This window comes from Psychrobacter sp. M9-54-1, from assembly GCF_016613355.1.
Lineage (GTDB): Bacteria > Pseudomonadota > Gammaproteobacteria > Pseudomonadales > Moraxellaceae > Psychrobacter > Psychrobacter faecalis.
Genome location: NZ_JADGFW010000037.1, coordinates 67,415 through 85,817, shown reverse-complemented (window position 1 = coordinate 85,817; position 18,403 = coordinate 67,415). Strand labels below are relative to the sequence as shown.

Genomic DNA, 18,403 nt, shown 5'->3' with positions numbered 1-18,403 from the left:
GCCAATACCATCAAAGGCAATATGCTTATGTTTGCTAAATAGTCATTGATAATCATAGGGTTAAGTTCAGCATCAAAACACACTCAACACAGAACTACAAGACAAGTCTATAAATGACTGATTGGTCATAGCATAACCATTTTAGTGATACTGTGCCAGTAAATTTTCAAAGTTTTTTGCAGTCAGCGCGCCGACTTCCTCGCCACTACAGCCATACAGTTGGGCAAGATAGCTTGCCACGTATGGCACGTATGCCGGCTCATTAGGCCTGCCACGTTTAGGCACGGGTGCTAAATACGGGCTATCGGTTTCGATAAGTATTCTGTCTTTGGGCATATTTTTTGCGGCATCTTGAATCATTTGCGCACTTTTAAAACTGACGATACCTGAGAATGAAATATAAAACCCTAAATCTAGCGCTCGTTTTGCCGTCTCCCAGTCTTCGGTAAAGCAATGGATAATACCGTGTTCAGCGCCTTCTGCTTTTAGGATATCAAGCGTATCTTCTTTGGCATCACGCATATGCACGACAAGCGGTTTCTTTAGCTGTTGGCTGGCATAGATATGACGCGCAAGGCTGGATTGTTGCTCTTTTTTATTTTCCGTCGACCAGTAATAGTCCAGCCCCGTCTCCCCTATCGCCCACACGTGCTCAGCATCAGCCGTTTCTATCAAGCGCTCAACTGTCGCTGACTGCAATACGCCGATATCTTCACAAGGATGAATACCGACGCTCATACCAAGATTTAGCGTCTCGTCATTATAAGTGCTGACGATATTGGCAATCTCATCGTATTCAGCAAAATCACACATAATGGCCATCGCACGGGTGACATTCGCCTCTTTCATCGCCGCAATCGCGCCGGACAATTGACCATCATACTTGGTTAAATCCAAACGGTTTAGATGGCAATGCGTATCTGTAAACATAAACAATCTCGTTAATAAGAATCAATAAATAAAATTATCTTAAAATATGGATTTGGTAATAGTAATAGTATTAATTGCTCTGATAAGCTGGCTTTTCAAGTCGTGTTTAACAAACGTCTATACAAAGGCTTTTTAACAGAGCATTTTTTTAAAGAATGGTTTTTTTGAATGAGGTGTATTTTAGAGACATCCTTTAATGCAGCGGCACCACACGCATCACCTCTTCTATGGTTGTTAACCCTTCGCTAATACGCTTTGCTCCCGATAAACGTAGCGGCTGCACACCTTCGCGGTACGCTTGCTGCTTCAACGTATCCAAATTGGCATCGGCGGCGACCAGTTTTTTTAGCTCATTGGATAACGGCATAATCTCGTACAGACCAACGCGACCTTGATAACCCGTATGGCGACAGTGCTCACAGCCCTGCGCCTTATAAACTTGTGCTGGTACAGGCGCGCGCCAAGGCTGCACCAGCTCTTGCCATTGAATGGCTATCTCGCTATCTGGCGTCACATCAAGCGCTTGCTTACAATGCGGGCATAACGTCCGTAATAATCGCTGTGCCATGACGCCCAATATCGTTGCTGAGGTTAAGAACGGCTGAATACCCAAATCATGCAGACGAGTAATAGAGCTTGGTGCGTCGTTGGTATGCAACGTTGATAGCACTAAATGCCCCGTCAAAGACGCTTGCACGGCCATATTGGCCGTTTCGGCATCGCGAATCTCACCGACCATAATAATGTCTGGGTCTTGACGCATCAAAGAACGAATACCGTCGGCAAAATGCAAATCAACCCCTGGATTGACCTGCATTTGGTTGAAAGCCGGCTCAATCATTTCAATCGGATCTTCAATGGTACAGACATTGACCTGCTCGGTGGCGAGCTGTTTGAGCGTACTATATAAAGTGGTGGTTTTACCCGAACCTGTCGGACCAGTAACCAAAATAATGCCGTTTGGATGCGCGGTCAGCTCATGCCACGTCTCAAGCTGCTTACCTGACAGGCCAAGCTGGGCAAATGAGCGCACCAGCACTTCTGGGTCAAATACCCGCATCACGAGCTTTTCGCCAAAAGCGGTCGGCATGGTAGAGAGACGCAGTTCAGTCTCTAAGCCTTTTGGCGTTCGCGTTTTTAAGCGTCCATCTTGCGGCTTACGCTTTTCTGCCACATTGAGCCGTCCCAAAATTTTAATACGTGCAGTGACTGCCACTATGATGGCAAGCGGCATCTCATAGACACTATGCAGCACCCCATCGATACGAAAGCGCACCTTGCCCGTTTCGCGGCGCGGCTCTAGATGAATGTCGCTTGCGCGCTGCTCAAAGGCATATTGCAATAGCCAATCGACCACTTTGACGATATGTTGATCATTGGCATCGGGATTGGTGTTATCGCCGAGCTGTAACAACGCTTCAACGTTGGTGACGTCCGCTGCCGCACGCTTATGTAGGGAGTTCGCGCCCGCAATCGCTTGCGTGACTTGATAAAACTCTTGCCGATAGCGATTGATTTGTTCAGGATTGATAAAGACCGTACGATAGCTTTTTGATTTAATGAGCTTTTCGATATTGCCATGCCAATCGGTATAAAATGGCTGGTCAGTACCAATAACCACTTCATCAAGCGTCACTTCAATCGGTAAAATATGCTGCGAACGCGCATACTCAAACGACATCAGCTGCGTCACTGCTGGTACATCGACCTTTAACGGATCAATACGCACCAGCGGCATATCTGCTTTGGCAGCCAACCATTGATTAAGCCATGCTAGCGTCAATTTATTCTCAGAATTATTATTAAGCGCGTGACCATTTGGCAGCCCAAACTCGCTAATCGTAATCAGCGGATGCTGCGCCTTGTTACGGCGACTGGTAATGACAAGATTATAACCGCGCTGATCAATCACCCTATCTGCCAATAATTCATCTAGGCACCAACGCAAATCAATCACTATCGAATATTTTTGAACAGGCATGGTTGTCTTCTTTTAAAGGTTTATTCTTATGAGATTTAAGGCATTTGGCAGCGGCGATTTTTACTTTAATTATACTGTGACAATATTCATTATCTGCAATTCACCTGTTTCTAGCAATTTAAAACTGACATCAACCGATTTATAGCGCATAACAAATGACGACTCTGTCTCTGTACGTCGATAAGCAGGGCGCGGGTCTTGGGATATCAAGGCTTTGATAGTATCAAAATCAGATATTACTAACTGCTTTTGAGTTTTATCAATGACTGCTTTAACGGATGAGTGCTTATTTTGCGCATTTGCTTCCGCTGCATTATCTGCACTTTGAATGGCGATAATTTGCCCAAACTGCTCATAAGCCGATTCGGTAGTCGTCACGTCCAACAAGTGCGGTGCCGAAGGCGCAAAACCGCTTTTTGCTTCAGGCAAGGCATCACTATAAGCCACATAAGGCTTGATATCGATAATTGGCGTCCCATCTATCATATCAGCCCCGCTGATAATAAGTAACACCCGTCCTTCGACAATCTCAATGCGCTCAAGCTTTACCACAGACAGTCCAAGCGCGGATGGTCGATACATACTGCGACTGGCAAATACGCCTATTTTTTGATTGCCACCCAAACGCGGTGGACGCACTTGCGGGCGAAAATTACTATCATTTTTGTCTTGCTGCTTATTATTGAGTGAATGCTTGTCTTTATCTAACTTGTCTTTATATAAATAGTTATGATGAAACTCCCAACTGATCCAAATATGACTAAAATCCTCCAGTCCGACAAATGCCGCTGGCGTGTCATACGGCGCGAGCATTTCAATCACACTAGTCATAGCCACCAAATTTGGCTGCCTCGGTGCGCCAAACTTTTGTGACAGCGGCGCACGGTGGTAACCGATAATGGGCGATATATGATAGTTAATAGCGGCGGAAGTCTGACAAGTCATAAATCAAGTTCCAAAAGTAAATAGCTGATAATACATGGCATGCGGCAATGATAGAAAATTACTCGCTAACGATATTCCATTTTATCATGGTACAGACAGGCAGCTAGGCGGATTTTTATTTTAAAGTTTGTTATGATGAGCGAGAAATTTATTGAGAATGGCTTGCATTCATAACGCACACGTCTAAAAGTACAAGCAGCAAAGTTTACTTTTACCGGCAGCGCCGTTGTTTGCTATAATCTGACGCCTTATAAAACCTGATAATAATGTTAAAATAACGGTTTTTTATCCGTGTCATTTGCTTAGCATGTCATTTGCTTAATTAGCCTGAACTGATAATTGATAAGCGCTTAATCTTATTCACACTTTTTATTACCTTAAAAATTTTTGCTTACCACCATTTTTAATGGGCGAATACACATTACCACTTACTAACGAGGGCTTTATGTCAAAACTCCGCACCGAAACGGTCACTGAGGTTCATCACTGGAATGACTCTCTATTTAGCATCAAAACCACGCGCGACGATGGCTTACGCTTCCGTAATGGCGAGTTTGCGATGATTGGTATCGTTGTCGATGGTAGACCGCTATTGCGCGCTTACTCGATTGCCAGCCCCAACTACGAAGAGCATTTGGAATTTTTCTCTATTAAAGTTCAAGACGGTCCGCTAACCTCGCGCTTGCAGCATATCAAAGTGGGCGATGAGTTACTGGTCAGTAAAAAACCGACTGGCACGTTGGTCTTAGATGATTTGTTGCCGGGTAAGCACTTATATATGCTCTCAACCGGTACAGGACTTGCGCCATTTTTAGCGTTATCACGCGACCCTGAAGTCTATGAGCGTTTTGACAAAATCATTTTGGTACACGGCGTACGTCAGGTCAAGGATTTGGCTTATCGCGAAATGTTCGAAGAAGAGCTGCCAAACGATGAAATCTTTGGTGAAGAGTTCCGTGAGAAGTTTATCTACTACCCGACCGTCACGCGCGAAGAGTTTAGAAATACCGGCCGTATCACTGATCTGATGAAATCAGGTAAATTCTTTGAAGATATCGGTCTACCGCCAATGAATAAAGACGATGACCGAGTACTTATCTGCGGTAGTATGCCATTTAATGCGGATATCTCTACAATTTTAGACGACTTCGGTCTCACCGTCTCTCCACGTATGGGCGTACAAGCGGATTATGCCGTTGAACGTGCCTTCGTTGGTTAAAAATGAATTTTTATCTTAAATATAATAAATAATTCTTGACGGCTAAAAATAGCCTGCTATAATACGCAGCCTATACAGAGTTAACCTTGTAGCCCAATTCGATATAGTCTAGCAGTAAAGACTTTATCTCCTAACATGCCAGTGTGATGGAATTGGTAGACATGACGGATTCAAAATCCGTTGCCTTTAAAAGCGTGTCGGTTCGAGTCCGACCACTGGTACCACTATACGAAACCCTTACAGTCTATGGATTGTGAGGGTTTTTTATTGCGTGAATTATTTATAAATTGGTCGAGTAATACTAGCGTCAAATAAAATTTTGATACTATCTTGATACTTTAATACATCTGTATGTTCACGTATTATAGTGCTATTAATATAATAACTGCGGCGTGACGGATGAATTATGAAAGTTAAGCTTAGTAAGAAGTTTATCGATTCAGTTGCATATGCTTCAAGTGGTACAGACATCTATATGGATGAAGTATTAACGGGTTTTGCACTTCGTGTAGGTAAGCAATCTAAGAGATACACGCTTCATAAACGCATCAATGGTAAGCTCTATCGTGACGAAGTTGAAGAAACACATCTAATCACTTTGACTGAAGCTCGTGAAAAAGCTAGCACGATGATGGTCAACATAAAAAAGGGGCTTGATGTTTACGATGGTTATCACGCTACTCCAAAGTTAAAAGACATTCAAGATTGTAATATACCAACACTCAATGAAGCATATACCTACTTTAAATCGATGAAGCCAAATCTTGCTAGCCGTACTATTGAAACTTATGATCAGCAAATACTTGGTCGACTCGATGACTGGCTTGATATATCGTTAAACGATATAACTAAAACTATGATAAGTGAAAAACATAAGGAAATCAGCAAATCTAGTCCAGCTCAAGCGAATGCCACTATGCGAGCTCTCCGCTCTATATGGAACTACTGTCAAGATAGTTTTTTAGATGACGATGAGGAGTACATAATAAAGGATCAACCCATTCGAATACTGAATGCCAAGAATGATTGGAACAAAATTAAACCTCGTACTCGTCATGTTGAAGAAGAGTATTTAGGAGTATATTTTAAAACTTTGATTGAACACCGTGACGGTAGTTCTTTCAAACAAGCATCTTATAGCAATAATGCTCGTGATCTTTTACTGCTTTTTATGTTTGCTGGAGTTCGCTTAAATGAAGCGCAGACACTAAGATGGGAAGATGTAGACCTTGACGCTGCTCGTATCGTTTTTAAAGCTACTAAAAATGGTTCTGATTACCATATGCCTACTGGAAAAATACTTCAAGCCATACTTAGTGAACGCTATAGATTGAGCAATGGAGAGCGTTGGGTATTTCCGAGTGATTTGAAAAGAAATAGCGACCACGTTAAAGATTTGAGCGGTAGTTATCATTCAATATCAGACAAAGCTGGCTTGCACATTACGCCTCACGATTTACGTCGTACATTTGGCACTGTCGCCAATAGTCTTAATGTAACCTATCCTGTACTAAAGAGACTGCTAAATCATCGTGAGGCTAAATCTAGTGATGATGTGACACTACATTACATACAGGTATCACAGCGACAATTACGTGAAGCTTTAGATGAGATTGAAGCTTTTTATTGCAAGCATATAGGAATGACTCAAGATGAGGTGATTAAGAGCCTCTTACAGACATAACTTCATATAGTTTTTTAAAGTTCTGTACAACTAACTAATCGATAGAACATATAACGACATTTTGATTAGGAGACATACTATGGGTATCAAACTTGAATTTGGTATGACACAGAATAGTAGAGATCAAAAAATCTGTGTTGATTATTGGGCATATGATCATAAGGAGGATTATCTTGAACATGTACAAATGCTATGTCAGAAATATAGAATCAACTCAAATCTATTGTTTGAGACGATTGCTCAATGTTACGCTTGTTTAGATGATGTGCTCTGTGAGTACTGCACAAGTGCTTGCCCGGTAGAGATGCCAGCAGATATCCTATATATGCGTGCTCAAGATAGTTGGTGTTGTATGGTTTGCAAAAACGCAGTATGGCAAAAGGCTTACGTTTGATTGCTGTCAAACCTATATAGTAGCTATTGCAAAATCTACAGTAGTGAATTAAATTTTATGATTTTTTATAAACAATCATATATGCCAATTATTCTGATTAAACTGGTTCACTATCTCTAGTAACCCATTTACCAAACTCAAAACTCTCGTTATATTTGATTTTGAAACTGTTGTTTACACGGTAAACACATTCCGTATTAAGAGTTGTATTCGAAGTATAGAATTTTTCTGTATTAAGACCTAAATACTTTATAAAAAGCGGCTTAGTGAAAAATTTTTTTAAATAGGTACTATATTGACCATCTCTATCTATGACAAAACCACATTCAACACAAGTATTGACTATAAAAACTTTGTTGAGTATTTCACTACGCACCTTTTTTATGGGTGAAAAAACATAATGCTTAGAAAAATGTGTATTAATAATTCTAAGCTCTTTATCGCTACAATCTTTTATTTTCTTAGAACGTACTTTATAGTCTTCTTTATATCTCACCTCAGAAATTATCGGATTGGAGTAACCACATTTAGCGCAAGAGTCTTTACTCAGCCCTAAAGTCATCTCAGTGATACCGTTGGATTTAAATCTAAACTTTGTAGAGGTGAATCGCTCATAAGGTATAAAAACTAGGCCTTGTGAAACCAATCTTTGTATAAAATTCTCTAATGGTAGTGTAATAGGCTTAAATGAACAGTGGTTGTACCGACTACTGTTGCTGTCTAGCTTATTCACGTTATAAATCATATAAGCTTGATTGTCCTGCGTCTTATTTCTATAAATAGAGAATACAGGTATGTCTTTCGTACTATAAGCATAATCGCCTGTAATTGCGTTCGTATCTTTAATTGAGCCACTTCTAAGCAACCACGCACACCTTACACCTGATTGAGCATATTTTTCTTGTCTGCGTTTTGTTTCTATAAAAGTTTGAGGGCTCCATTGCACTTCAATGGCAATCTTCGCTTTACCTTTTTCTGCGTAGATATCTGCTATCCATTCCTCACCACTAGGGGTAACCCCTCTTTTTTCGACTTCTACATTCCAACCATTTCTATCTAATTCTTTCATAACAAGATATTTGATATGCATGTGTTCGGCAGTTTCACCACCAGTCGAGCAGTCAGAGTCTTTAGGTTTTGCCTTATGAGCGAAGAACTGCGTACCTAGCTTACTTGTCTTTAGTATTGCCTGATTACCACAGCAAGCCATATTGAAACTGGACGCTTTATCTTCTTTTAAAGCTATCCAATCTTTTAAACTATATATAAAACTATAGATTTTTTCATCATTTTTTATGCAAATAAAAGCCATATTGATCCTTAATTATTTTGACTTTTAAGCTAGCATTACCTTTTTGTGTATTTTCATACTTTCTTAGTTAACCAAGCATAATTTAAAGCTTATCTTTATTAAGCACTCAATTTGTTATCCAATAAGAACCGCGTAAACTGCGCTAAGCGATTAGAATCAGACAACAACTGCTTAGTGATCTCCTGATACGCTTCTTGGCTATCAAAGATAGCGTCTAGCGTGGCATCTGGATAATCACCTAACATAATCTTATCCGCTGGATTATTAGCAATCTGCTGCATGACGATATCGTTCTCTTTAATCTTATCCCATATCGTTTGCGAATAGTTGAGCATATCGCTATCGGTTAGATTTTCCGTATCAAACATCTCATTAAGCCGCGCCACAATTTGCGATAACAAATCCTCTTCCTTGTCCCTCGCTCTACCGCCGCCGCCGCTGCCTGATTTTAGATCAATACTCTCTTCTTGCAGCTTTAAATCTTGTTGACGAAGTTTAGATAAGCGGTAGTGACTCATAACAATATTACTAAGATCAACGTCGTCGTCATCATCTAGCTTTTCGCGTAGCATAGGTTGCAGGTGACGAGCATACAAACTCAGCTTCTCCAACGCTTTATCATCATAATCGACAATTTGCGACATGAACTCATACTGGCGCGTGAAAGTGGTCAGATCCTTCTTAAATAGCTCAAGTGCGTCTTGCTCCACCTTATAGCCTTTATAATCGGTCTCAGCGTTAGCAATCAGCACCGCATCTCCAGTAGCATTACTTCGTTCTAGTAGCATCTTGGCATTGGCAGCCTGCTCTTTTGCTTCTTTATAGCGTTTTTGCCAACGCTCAACGGCAGGCTTGCAGATATTACTGACAGCGGCACCAGATTTGTTCTTGGCGTAAAAAGCAATAGCAAACTGTTCAACCTCCGGCCAATCGAATATACCGCCAGCACATAGCTTCTCATACAGATCAAACACACTATCAGGATCAGACACATCATCTAAAGTAGCATTTTTATAATACGGCTGAAACGCCTCTAATATGTCTTCTGGATCATTAAAGAAGTCGAGCACAAAGGTGCCACTCACTGACTTGCCAGCATATGTACGGTTTAAACGTGAGAGCGTCTGCACACAGTCTACGCCGCCAAGCTTTTTATCCACGTACATGGCGCATAATTTGGGCTGATCAAACCCTGTTTGAAATTTATTAGCCACTAGCATCACTTGATAATCATCACTATCAAAGGCTTTACGCATATCACGCCCTTTAAGATTAGGGTTCATATTATGCTCAGTAAATTTTTGATCAATTAAGGCGCTACTATCAGGATCATCAGCGTTAAAGCTGACCTCACCCGAAAACGCTACCATAGCATTGATACCTTTATAGCCGTGATCAGTAATATAGCGATCAAAGGCGAGCTTGTAGCGAACTGCCTCCTTACGTGAACCTGTCACGACCATAGCTTTGGCTTGCCCGCCGAGTAACCCTTTGATGTTTTCATTAAAATGCTCAATGATGACTTTAACCTTTTGCGCGATGTTATGATCATGCAAGCGCACCCAGTTATTAAGCTTGATAGTCGCGCGGCGGGTATCGACTTCTTTGTCTTCAGCAGCAATTTTTTGGGTTAACTGATAGACCACTTTGTAATTGGTATAGTTTTTTAACACGTCTAAGATAAAGCCCTCTTCTATAGCTTGGCGCATTGAATAGACATGATAAGACTCAGGTACGTTCTGTTTTGACGGTGGCAGATCAGGATTAGGTACACGTCCAAACAACTCTATCGTTTTTGGCTTAGGTGTAGCGGTAAAGGCATAGTAGCTCAAATTAGGACTGTTACGACGCGCGGCAATGACGTTATCTAGCATATCTTCACTAGATAGTACCTGATCGCTATCTTTATCATTGCTGTCACTGTCATTATCACCAGACACTAACACTTCTTTGAGCTTACGCGCAGTAGTACCTGTCTGTGAGGAATGCGCCTCATCAGCGATAATGGCATAACGGCGTGACTTTAAGACAGCGGAGTCTTCAATGGCTTTGAGCACAAACGGAAAGGTTTGGATAGTGACGATGATAATCGGTTGTGAGTTTACCAAGGCGCTGGCTAGCTTCTCAGACTTTGACCCTTCACCCTCTTTATTATTAATACGTCCAACCACGCCATCGGCATGTTCAAACTGAAAGATCGTATCTTGTAGTTGTTGATCCAGTATCGTACGGTCAGTAATGACAATGACAGAATGAAACTGTTTATCGCCGTCACTGTTATATAAAGTCGATAGCTGATGCGCTGTCCACGCGATAGAATTAGACTTACCTGAGCCTGCGCTATGTTGAATGAGATACTTTTGACCCGCGCCCTCATCGATAGCCGCATCAACCAACTTGGTCACGACGTCCCACTGATGATAACGCGGGAATATTAAACTCTCCTTCTTAGACTTGCGCCCTTCCCAATCTTCAACCTCTTCAATCTGCAAGTGAACGAAATGCCCAAGGATCGAAAGTAAATTCTCTGGCGTCAGCACTTCATTCCATAGGTAATCGGTGGCATAACGGCTGCTATCGGCTGGCACGTCATTACCCGCGCCGCCCTCGCTGGTGCCTTTATTGAACGGTAAGAAGTAAGTACTGTCACCTGCCAGCTTCGTGGTCATATAGACTTCATATTGACTGACGGCGAAATGTACCAGTGCGCCGCGCTTAAAGGTCAGCAGTGGTTCAGGTTTTTTAGTATCAGGGTCTTTCGGCAGGCGGGTCTTCTTATACTGAGTAATGGCATTTTGTACCGCTTGCTTAAACTCCGACTTTAGCTCCATTGTAGTGACAGGCAAGCCATTGACGAATAGCACGATATCGATACGGTTACGCTTAGCGACCTTGCCGTCAGTGCTATCCTTTACGCTGGCATGCGGGCTATAGACTACCTCAGGAACGACACGGCAGATATTGGCTTCATAGCGTGCCATGGTCTCAGGGTTGAGGCTGTGTTCAGGTTTAAACTGGCACAAACTAAACCGCGCATTACGAATCTTTAGACCATGACGTAAGACGCCTAGCGTGCCATAGGTGCGCGAGGCTCTATCGGTAGCTTGTGCGTCCGCTTTGTTGAGCTGCTTGACCAAGGCGGTGATAAAGTGGCGCTCAGAGTCGATAGGAAAGGTGCGGCAAAACTTCTCCCATTCCTGCGGCTGGGTGGTCTGCACAAAGTTGAGCACGTCTTGCTCATATAGCGCGGTCTCTGCCGTATAGCCGCTGGCACTACCCAACTGCCAGCCGTGCGCTTGCATCTGAGTGACGATATCGGCTTGGAAGACAGATTCGTAGGTGATGTTATGGGCGTTAGTAGCAGTGCTAGTCTGAGTCATGACATGATTCTTATTATTGGGTTATAAATTAGGCTTATGAGATCAACCAAACTTTGTTAATTTCAACGATCTTATGTTTTCGACCATTAATAATCTCTGTTCTCAATATCTTACTAGGGTCAGTCTCTTGCACCATTTCTCTACTGTCTTCATCGGTCATATCATAAGCTTCAATATGCCGACTAAACTGCCAGATATGGCAATCTAAGTACTTAGCAGTGTTTGCATTGTAGTGAATAGAGCTTTGAATACCATTTTGGGGCTGTTTATCTACTGACTCAAAAGTATTCTGATAAAAGTTTTTATGAGCCTTTATCGCACAAACCACTTGGGATCGACTGATATAATCTTCGTATAGCCAAATTTGTAGATAGTAAGGAGTTTGCAACGTTTCTAGCGAGTCTTTCCATGACTGATAGATTTTTTGCAAATTTTTAATCAGTAAATACTCACAGTCACCTGTTGGCTCAGGATAAACACTACTGCCTAAAGGTAAGCGCGACCATGGTTGTACCCGAAACTTAACGTAGTCTCTTTTTTCTTGAGTCAGTAGATTAATATTAAGGCTCTTACGATTATCACCCCATTGCTCAATAGCACGTTTACGGCGGTTGATGCCTCTTATTTTTCGGTATTTTATAGCGCTGTTTTTCATAGGAATCTCTACTCTCAGTTCAAATCATGCTTAAAGTCGCTAAGATAAACAGGATGTAAACTTCATCTACTATCCCAGCTAATTGCTCTATACAAAGTCCAGCACGTCTTGCTCATAGAGTGCTGTCTCAGTCGTATAGCCACTAGCATTACCAACTTGCCAGCCTTGCGTCTGCATTTGAGTAACGATGTCTGCTTGAAAGACAGATTCGTAGGTGGTGTCGGTTACGTTAAGTCCGTTTATAGTTATTATAATGCTCTGAGTAATCTCGTTGCCCTGTAAGTATTTTATCGTTCAAAACCAACTCTTTTAAGAATGCCATCTTGTAATTCAAATAACCCACTAGGCTTACCTATAATATTACTCCTAGTAGAATTTTCATAATCTATAACCTCGTTAAGTAATTTAAAAACTCTTTTACCAGCATAAACAAAGCCATGAGTTCCAAAAAAGCTATTATATTCATGTGTTAAAGAAGATATCTGAAAATCATTTTTAGTAAAAATACGATTATCGAAAGCTTCTTTAAAAACTACTTTTTCAAAGTAATCTTGCTTAAATTTACCGCTGCCAATCATTGCTATGGCATTTCTTCGAATAACAGTCTTTTTGACTACTACTTCTAATATTGGATCTTCAACTATCTCGTATTTATATAAATAATACTTTCTATCTTGGGGACATTGTATGCCTAAAAGAAACTCAGCTTGATAAGCACCAAAGTGATTTCTCATAGAGGTATGTTTTCTAGCTTTATCTAAAACTGCATTAATTGAGTGTTCTACCACATCGGAAATATAATCAGCGTTGATCAATGAGTTGATATGTCTAGGTAAAAACATACTTTCATCATAATCTCCATTTCTTAATTGCTTACTTCCTTCACAGCTCATTGCGAGAATGTATTTACCATTCCTATAGGATGGATATAATTCAGACAAATGATTTTTTATAGAGTTAATCATATGTTGAGCCACTAATGTGCTTCCAGCAAATGCTATTGCACAAACAGCATCATTCTTAGATTTATGATAATAATCATTGAACCATTCGCCACTGAAGCTCAAACCTTGCATCTTAATAGGTACTTCAATAACTTTTTTGAAACCGTTGACCATTACGACATTGTTTTGAGTTATGTTGCTATCACTAGCAAAATAAATACTTTCCTGCTCAAAATCACCGTAACTATATCCAGCTATTACTAATGTCATAACATTCCCTTAATGAAACTAAATTTATTTTAGGTTATCAACATCAGACGCCCGCCAACCCCGAACATCAATCTTACCCGTAACAGCAGCAGATATTAGAGCGGTGTGGCATACTTGCACGAGTTGGGCGGTTTATTCGACTTCATTAAAAAACTTAATCCAAGTTTTACGGCTCATCGCACATCTGCTTAAAGCTTTTACCAAATAACGTTTTATTCAGTTTTTGCTGATTTTTAAATACCACTTCAGAGTCAGCATGATAAATCTGCTCATTCACACAGTTACCAAAGCCAAAAGTAACCAAATCAATTTTGGCATATTTAGCAGGGTTACTGGCTTTTTCTTCCTGATAGCGCTTGGTAGCCAAACTGCGGTAATACTTGCCACCATCGTCTGTGATATCTGCTTGTTCTTGAATTTGCTCTTCAACAAACTGCTTCCATCTATTTTGCACAGCCGTTTCATTCTTTAATAACGGCTCAATATAAGTTTTACACATTTGCGGGCTTTGCTTGAGTGCCTCACTGGGATTCAGATATCCCAAAATCGTCAATTTATTTTGTTCATATTCGCCGTCAATAGACTTGACCAACTCTTGCTTATAACCTTTTGCTTCAGGCACCACATCAAGTCGTTCAATATTATTCTTAACTTTTATATATTCTTCAGTAAGCTTGTCTAAGTCTTTCATCGATAACTTGTCTAGTGCATCAATATCCATCGGTGGAAAAAAGCTATCTAGATTTGATCTTGTTAAGCTCTCTAGCACAAAATATGAGTTTTCGATTTGCTTATCATTGTATTTTCTACTGTCAAAGTCACCCTGCATACTGCAAAAATCATCTTCCCATTTATAGGTCTGTGCTTGGGCGATGGTGGTCACGGCCATTGATGCCAATAGAGCTGCTACGGTAACTACTTTCACGATATAACTCCTTTTATTGATTTTCTTGTTTATCAAACGCAATATGCGCTTAATCTCTATTTACAGCTACTCAGGCGCCCGCCAACTCCTCACATCAATCTTACCCGCGACGGCAGCAGAGATTAAAGCAGTGCGACGTTCTCTTAGAATCATCAATAATGCATCAGATTTTTCAATAGTTTTGTCAATAGTTTTAAGTTGACCAAAACATTGTTCCACTATTATTTTTTGCTCGATAAGTGAGGGGAACGCAGCTGTAAGACTTCTAATATTATCCATTCCTATGGTTTTAATAGTTGAACCAAAGGTATACCTATCAAACTCTTTTTCCATTCCGTAGAAGACTAAAAGCAGAAACTCAGGAGATAGTTTCTGCTTTATAGGAAGCCAGGCAATTATATGCTGAGATACAGCCATTTCTTTCGTAGTAATAGCACTTAAACCAATTGAAGCATCTCTAGTGAATACAACTGAATGTTTAGGTAAAATTCTTGCTGAAGAGTTTGCTAATCCCAACTCACTGATTTCAAAAGCTGTATCTGAGATATAATCTACAACTCTAAGTTGCTTCGAATCATTAAGCGATATCCAAGGAATATTACAATTTTCCCAATATTTTTCTTTAGTTTTACTGGGCGTGTGTCCACTTTCAATCTTGGCGTAATATTGAATTTTACAAACCTCCCAATCCTCAGGCACTTCCCCCAACCATTCAACACCCGAATTTTTCGTTGGGGCATCAGGGTTTAAGCCTTTAGTCACCGCATGACTGATGATCGCTTGGCGCTTCTCTTTTAATAACTTGATTAAGGTTTGCTGTTTTTCGATTAGGGTATCGATTTGGGCAATCTCGAAATCGAGGAAGCTGGCGATTTTTGATTGTTCGCTTAATGAAGGATTAACTAAACTGATATTTTTAAGTTCGTCGCCATTCACATGAGGAATCCCCATACCATTAGCATGCTTCCTCATTTCTGGCTCAATACACATGCATAAATACCAATAGTAGTTTGGATTCATCATACAATTTAGTTTAGCAGCCGCCATTGTCGAAGAAAGAATGCCACGTCTACCACGTACAAACTCGCCAGCGTTTGAACCATCCCAAATAATTAATGGTTGGTTTTCACTAACTAAGTATAAGTTTTTAACTAAGGGTGCGTATTTATGTGCAGAATTACCACGCAGGCTATCCATTGATAAGTACGGGTAATAATCTGGTGAATACTCATCGAAAATCTCTTGAGGATTTTTTCCTTTGGTGAAACTTGCAACATACTTATGTCTATTGATTTCCCAATGCGCTGGAATCTCCCCCAACCACTCAACCCCAGAATCCTTATATTCATCATACTGCTGATACTTCTTCACCAATTCAGCCATTATGAATGCACCTCACCCAATAGCTGCATAATCTCACTACTAACTGCATCCAAATCCGCGTCTATATCGGCAAGCGGACGCGGTGGCTCATACACATAGAAATGACGGTTAAACGGTATCTCAAAGCCGACAATGCCAATCTCTTCATCGATAGCATCTGTCTTGTCGCTATTGATCCACGCATCAGGCACATGCGGCTGTACTTCACGGGCGAAGTAACTTTCGATCAGCTCAGTGGTGGTCACCTCAGGATTAAGCGGTACGTTTTCATAATCGCGTAGGTCACTATCGGTTTGGAACTCTACGATTTTGGCTGGCTTGTCTGATTGACTAGGCTTATAGCTAAACGCACCATAGATCGGATTGGCAACCTTGACCGCTTTTTTGATGACGGGTTCTGCTTCAGGGTTTTTCCATGTGATAGCATCCATCAGCTGCTTTTTCTCTTTGGTGTCTAAGCTAACCTCAGCGTCTTTTAACGCTTGCTTAAACACTTTTTCAAACTCGTTATAGTCATCGAATTGATCTTTACCGATCGCCGCTTGCAAGGCTTTGGCTTTATTCATGATCTCAAGCTGATCTTGCCATACTTTAGAGTCAAGCACGTCTTTGATTTGCTTTTCTTTTAGCTCGCTAAAGTCCGCCTTAATCATCGCACGCGCCTCAGTCGTAACTGCTGATAAGTCACCATAGTTGTCACTGTTACTATCAATAGCCCAGTTACCACCAAACGCCTCATACAGCGCTGGCATGACCATATCGAACGGTTTAGGTGCATAACGTAGGGTCTCTAACGCGCTATCTGACAGCTGAGCCGATAGACGTAGCGGCCGCTCAATAGTGATACGGCGATAGCCAAACTCATGGGTAGCAAATATCTTACTGGCAAAGGTCTTGGCAGGTTCGGCTTTAGGATTGGCAGACTGACGGCCACGGTTAGACTTAACCTCCTCTGGCTTATCTAATACGCGGGCGTCCACCACTTCAAAGTTGCCAAAGCTACGGGTAATGGTCTTAATGTCCTCTTCGCTCATCTCGTTACGCTTGGAGCCAAGTGATTTACGCATCTTGCCGTATAGGTTACTGCCATCGATCAATTGCACATGGCCTTTACGCTCAGGCGCTTTCTTATTACTCAATATCCAGATATATGTCGCAATACCCGTGTTATAGAACATATCAGTAGGCAGAGCGATGATGGCCTCTAGTAAATCAGCCTCAAGGATATAACGACGGATCTCACTCTCGCCGCTCCCTGCGCCGCCCGTAAATAACGGTGAACCATTCAAGATGATACCAATGCGACTACCTTGGTGCTCATTGGCGCGGCTCTGCTCACTGTTGGCAGTCGTGTTCTGCATCTTGCTCAGTAAGTGCATTAAGAATAATAGCGATCCATCAGACACGCGTGGCAAGCCCGCCCCAAAGCGACCATCAAAGCCTTTTTGCTCATGCTCATCATTGATCTCGCCAGCTATCTTTTTCCAGTCCACACCGAACGGTGGATTAGATAACATATAGTCGAACTGCTCAGTTGCTAGCTGATCATTGGATAAGGTATTGCCCAGCTTGATACGGCTAACGTCTTGTCCTTTAATGAGCATATCAGCTTTACAGATAGCATAGGATTCAGGATTTAGCTCTTGACCAAAGGCGCTCATACGCGCATCAGGGTTTAGCTCTAGCACGTATTCCATACCTGAGGATAGGAAGCCGCCCGTCCCTGCTGTGGGGTCATAGATGGTGCGAATAATGCCGTCTTTAGTCAGCGCGTCATCATCTTCCATAAATACCAGTGAAGTGGTCAAGCGCACGATATCGCGCGGCGTGAAGTGCTCGCCTGCGGTCTCGTTTGAGCTTTCGGCAAAGCGGCGGATCAGCTCTTCAAACACAAAGCCCATATCGTGGTTAGAAATCGCCTCAGGGCTTAGATCTGTATTGGCAAATTTTTGGACGACTTTATAAAGTAAGTTGGCGTCTGCTAGCTGACCGATAAACTCTTCAAACTTAAAATGCTCGAATATCTCACGCGCGTCTTTTGAGAATGACTGAATATAAGTGTTTAAATTATCCTTGATATCGCTTTGACCTAGCTTACTTAAATCCATAGGAGATATATTATAAAAAGCATGCTTACTGATACGGGTAAGCTGCTTTTCTATCATGTCCTCCTGCATACCTTGGTCTTTGATAGTGGCATACTTCTCGACGACCGCTTCTTTATGGTCAGCTAATACACACTCTAAGCGGCGCAGTAGCGTAAATGGCAAGATGATGCGGCCGTATTGCGATTGCTTAAAGTCACCTCGCAATAGATCAGCGACAGACCAGATGAAAGCGGCGGTTTGAGAGAAGTTTTGTGTTGTCATAGGAGGGTCTTA

At 41.5% G+C, this 18,403-nt stretch carries 13 protein-coding genes and 1 tRNA gene; 4 read left to right on the top strand and 10 right to left on the bottom strand.

Features of this window, described 5'->3' with window-relative positions:
• Positions 1-141 precede the first annotated feature (141 nt).
• From IQ457_RS12290 to IQ457_RS12280, 3 genes are all read right to left on the bottom strand, one after another.
• Positions 142-930 (bottom strand): TatD family hydrolase, encoded by a 789-nt coding sequence (locus IQ457_RS12290; protein WP_200663609.1) that lies wholly within the window; start codon positions 928-930, stop codon positions 142-144.
• 193 nt (positions 931-1,123) lie between these two features.
• Entirely contained in the window at positions 1,124-2,911 is a 1,788-nt protein-coding gene (locus tag IQ457_RS12285) for a GspE/PulE family protein (RefSeq protein WP_200663607.1), read from the bottom strand.
• Positions 2,912-2,980: 69 nt separating this feature from the next.
• Positions 2,981-3,856 (bottom strand): SAM-dependent methyltransferase, encoded by an 876-nt coding sequence (locus IQ457_RS12280; RefSeq protein WP_200663605.1) that lies wholly within the window; start codon positions 3,854-3,856, stop codon positions 2,981-2,983.
• Between the two features lie 445 nt (positions 3,857-4,301).
• On the opposite strand from IQ457_RS12280, the gene IQ457_RS12275 reads away from it, so the two are divergent.
• The 4 genes from IQ457_RS12275 (at position 4,302) to IQ457_RS12260 (ending at position 7,153) form a co-directional block, all read left to right on the top strand.
• Positions 4,302-5,075, top strand: coding sequence for a ferredoxin--NADP reductase (locus tag IQ457_RS12275; RefSeq protein WP_144296434.1), 774 nt, complete (start codon positions 4,302-4,304; stop codon positions 5,073-5,075).
• A 137-nt stretch (positions 5,076-5,212) separates the two neighbouring features.
• Positions 5,213-5,299, top strand: a tRNA-Leu gene (locus IQ457_RS12270).
• A 182-nt stretch (positions 5,300-5,481) separates the two neighbouring features.
• A complete protein-coding gene (locus tag IQ457_RS12265; RefSeq protein ID WP_198334084.1) occupies positions 5,482-6,759 on the top strand; it encodes a tyrosine-type recombinase/integrase in 1,278 nt (425 codons plus the stop codon).
• 79 nt (positions 6,760-6,838) lie between these two features.
• A complete protein-coding gene (locus IQ457_RS12260) occupies positions 6,839-7,153 on the top strand; it encodes a hypothetical protein (protein ID WP_200663603.1) in 315 nt (104 codons plus the stop codon).
• Between the two features lie 97 nt (positions 7,154-7,250).
• On the opposite strand, the gene IQ457_RS12255 is transcribed toward IQ457_RS12260, so the two are convergent.
• From IQ457_RS12255 to IQ457_RS12225, 7 genes are all read right to left on the bottom strand, one after another.
• On the bottom strand, positions 7,251-8,465 hold the full coding sequence (locus tag IQ457_RS12255; protein WP_200663601.1) for a competence protein CoiA: 1,215 nt from the start codon (positions 8,463-8,465) through the stop codon (positions 7,251-7,253).
• A 98-nt stretch (positions 8,466-8,563) separates the two neighbouring features.
• Positions 8,564-11,845, bottom strand: a complete 3,282-nt coding sequence (locus IQ457_RS12250) for a type I restriction endonuclease subunit R (protein WP_200663599.1) — start codon at positions 11,843-11,845, stop codon at positions 8,564-8,566.
• 34 nt (positions 11,846-11,879) lie between these two features.
• Positions 11,880-12,500: a hypothetical protein gene (locus IQ457_RS12245; protein WP_200663597.1), complete on the bottom strand. Its 621-nt coding sequence runs from the start codon at positions 12,498-12,500 to the stop codon at positions 11,880-11,882.
• Positions 12,501-12,787: 287 nt separating this feature from the next.
• Positions 12,788-13,714, bottom strand: coding sequence for a hypothetical protein (locus IQ457_RS12240; protein WP_200663596.1), 927 nt, complete (start codon positions 13,712-13,714; stop codon positions 12,788-12,790).
• A gap of 166 nt (positions 13,715-13,880) precedes the next feature.
• A complete protein-coding gene (locus tag IQ457_RS12235) occupies positions 13,881-14,639 on the bottom strand; it encodes a hypothetical protein (RefSeq protein ID WP_200663594.1) in 759 nt (252 codons plus the stop codon).
• 66 nt (positions 14,640-14,705) lie between these two features.
• Positions 14,706-16,022 carry a restriction endonuclease subunit S gene (locus IQ457_RS12230; RefSeq protein ID WP_200663591.1) on the bottom strand — a complete coding sequence of 439 codons (1,317 nt, stop codon included), beginning with the start codon at positions 16,020-16,022 and terminating at the stop codon, positions 14,706-14,708.
• Complete coding sequence (locus IQ457_RS12225) at positions 16,022-18,391, bottom strand: type I restriction-modification system subunit M (protein ID WP_200663589.1); 2,370 nt, start codon at positions 18,389-18,391, stop codon at positions 16,022-16,024. Before IQ457_RS12225 ends, IQ457_RS12230 begins: the two co-directional genes overlap by 1 nt.
• Between the last annotated feature and the right edge of the window lie 12 nt (positions 18,392-18,403).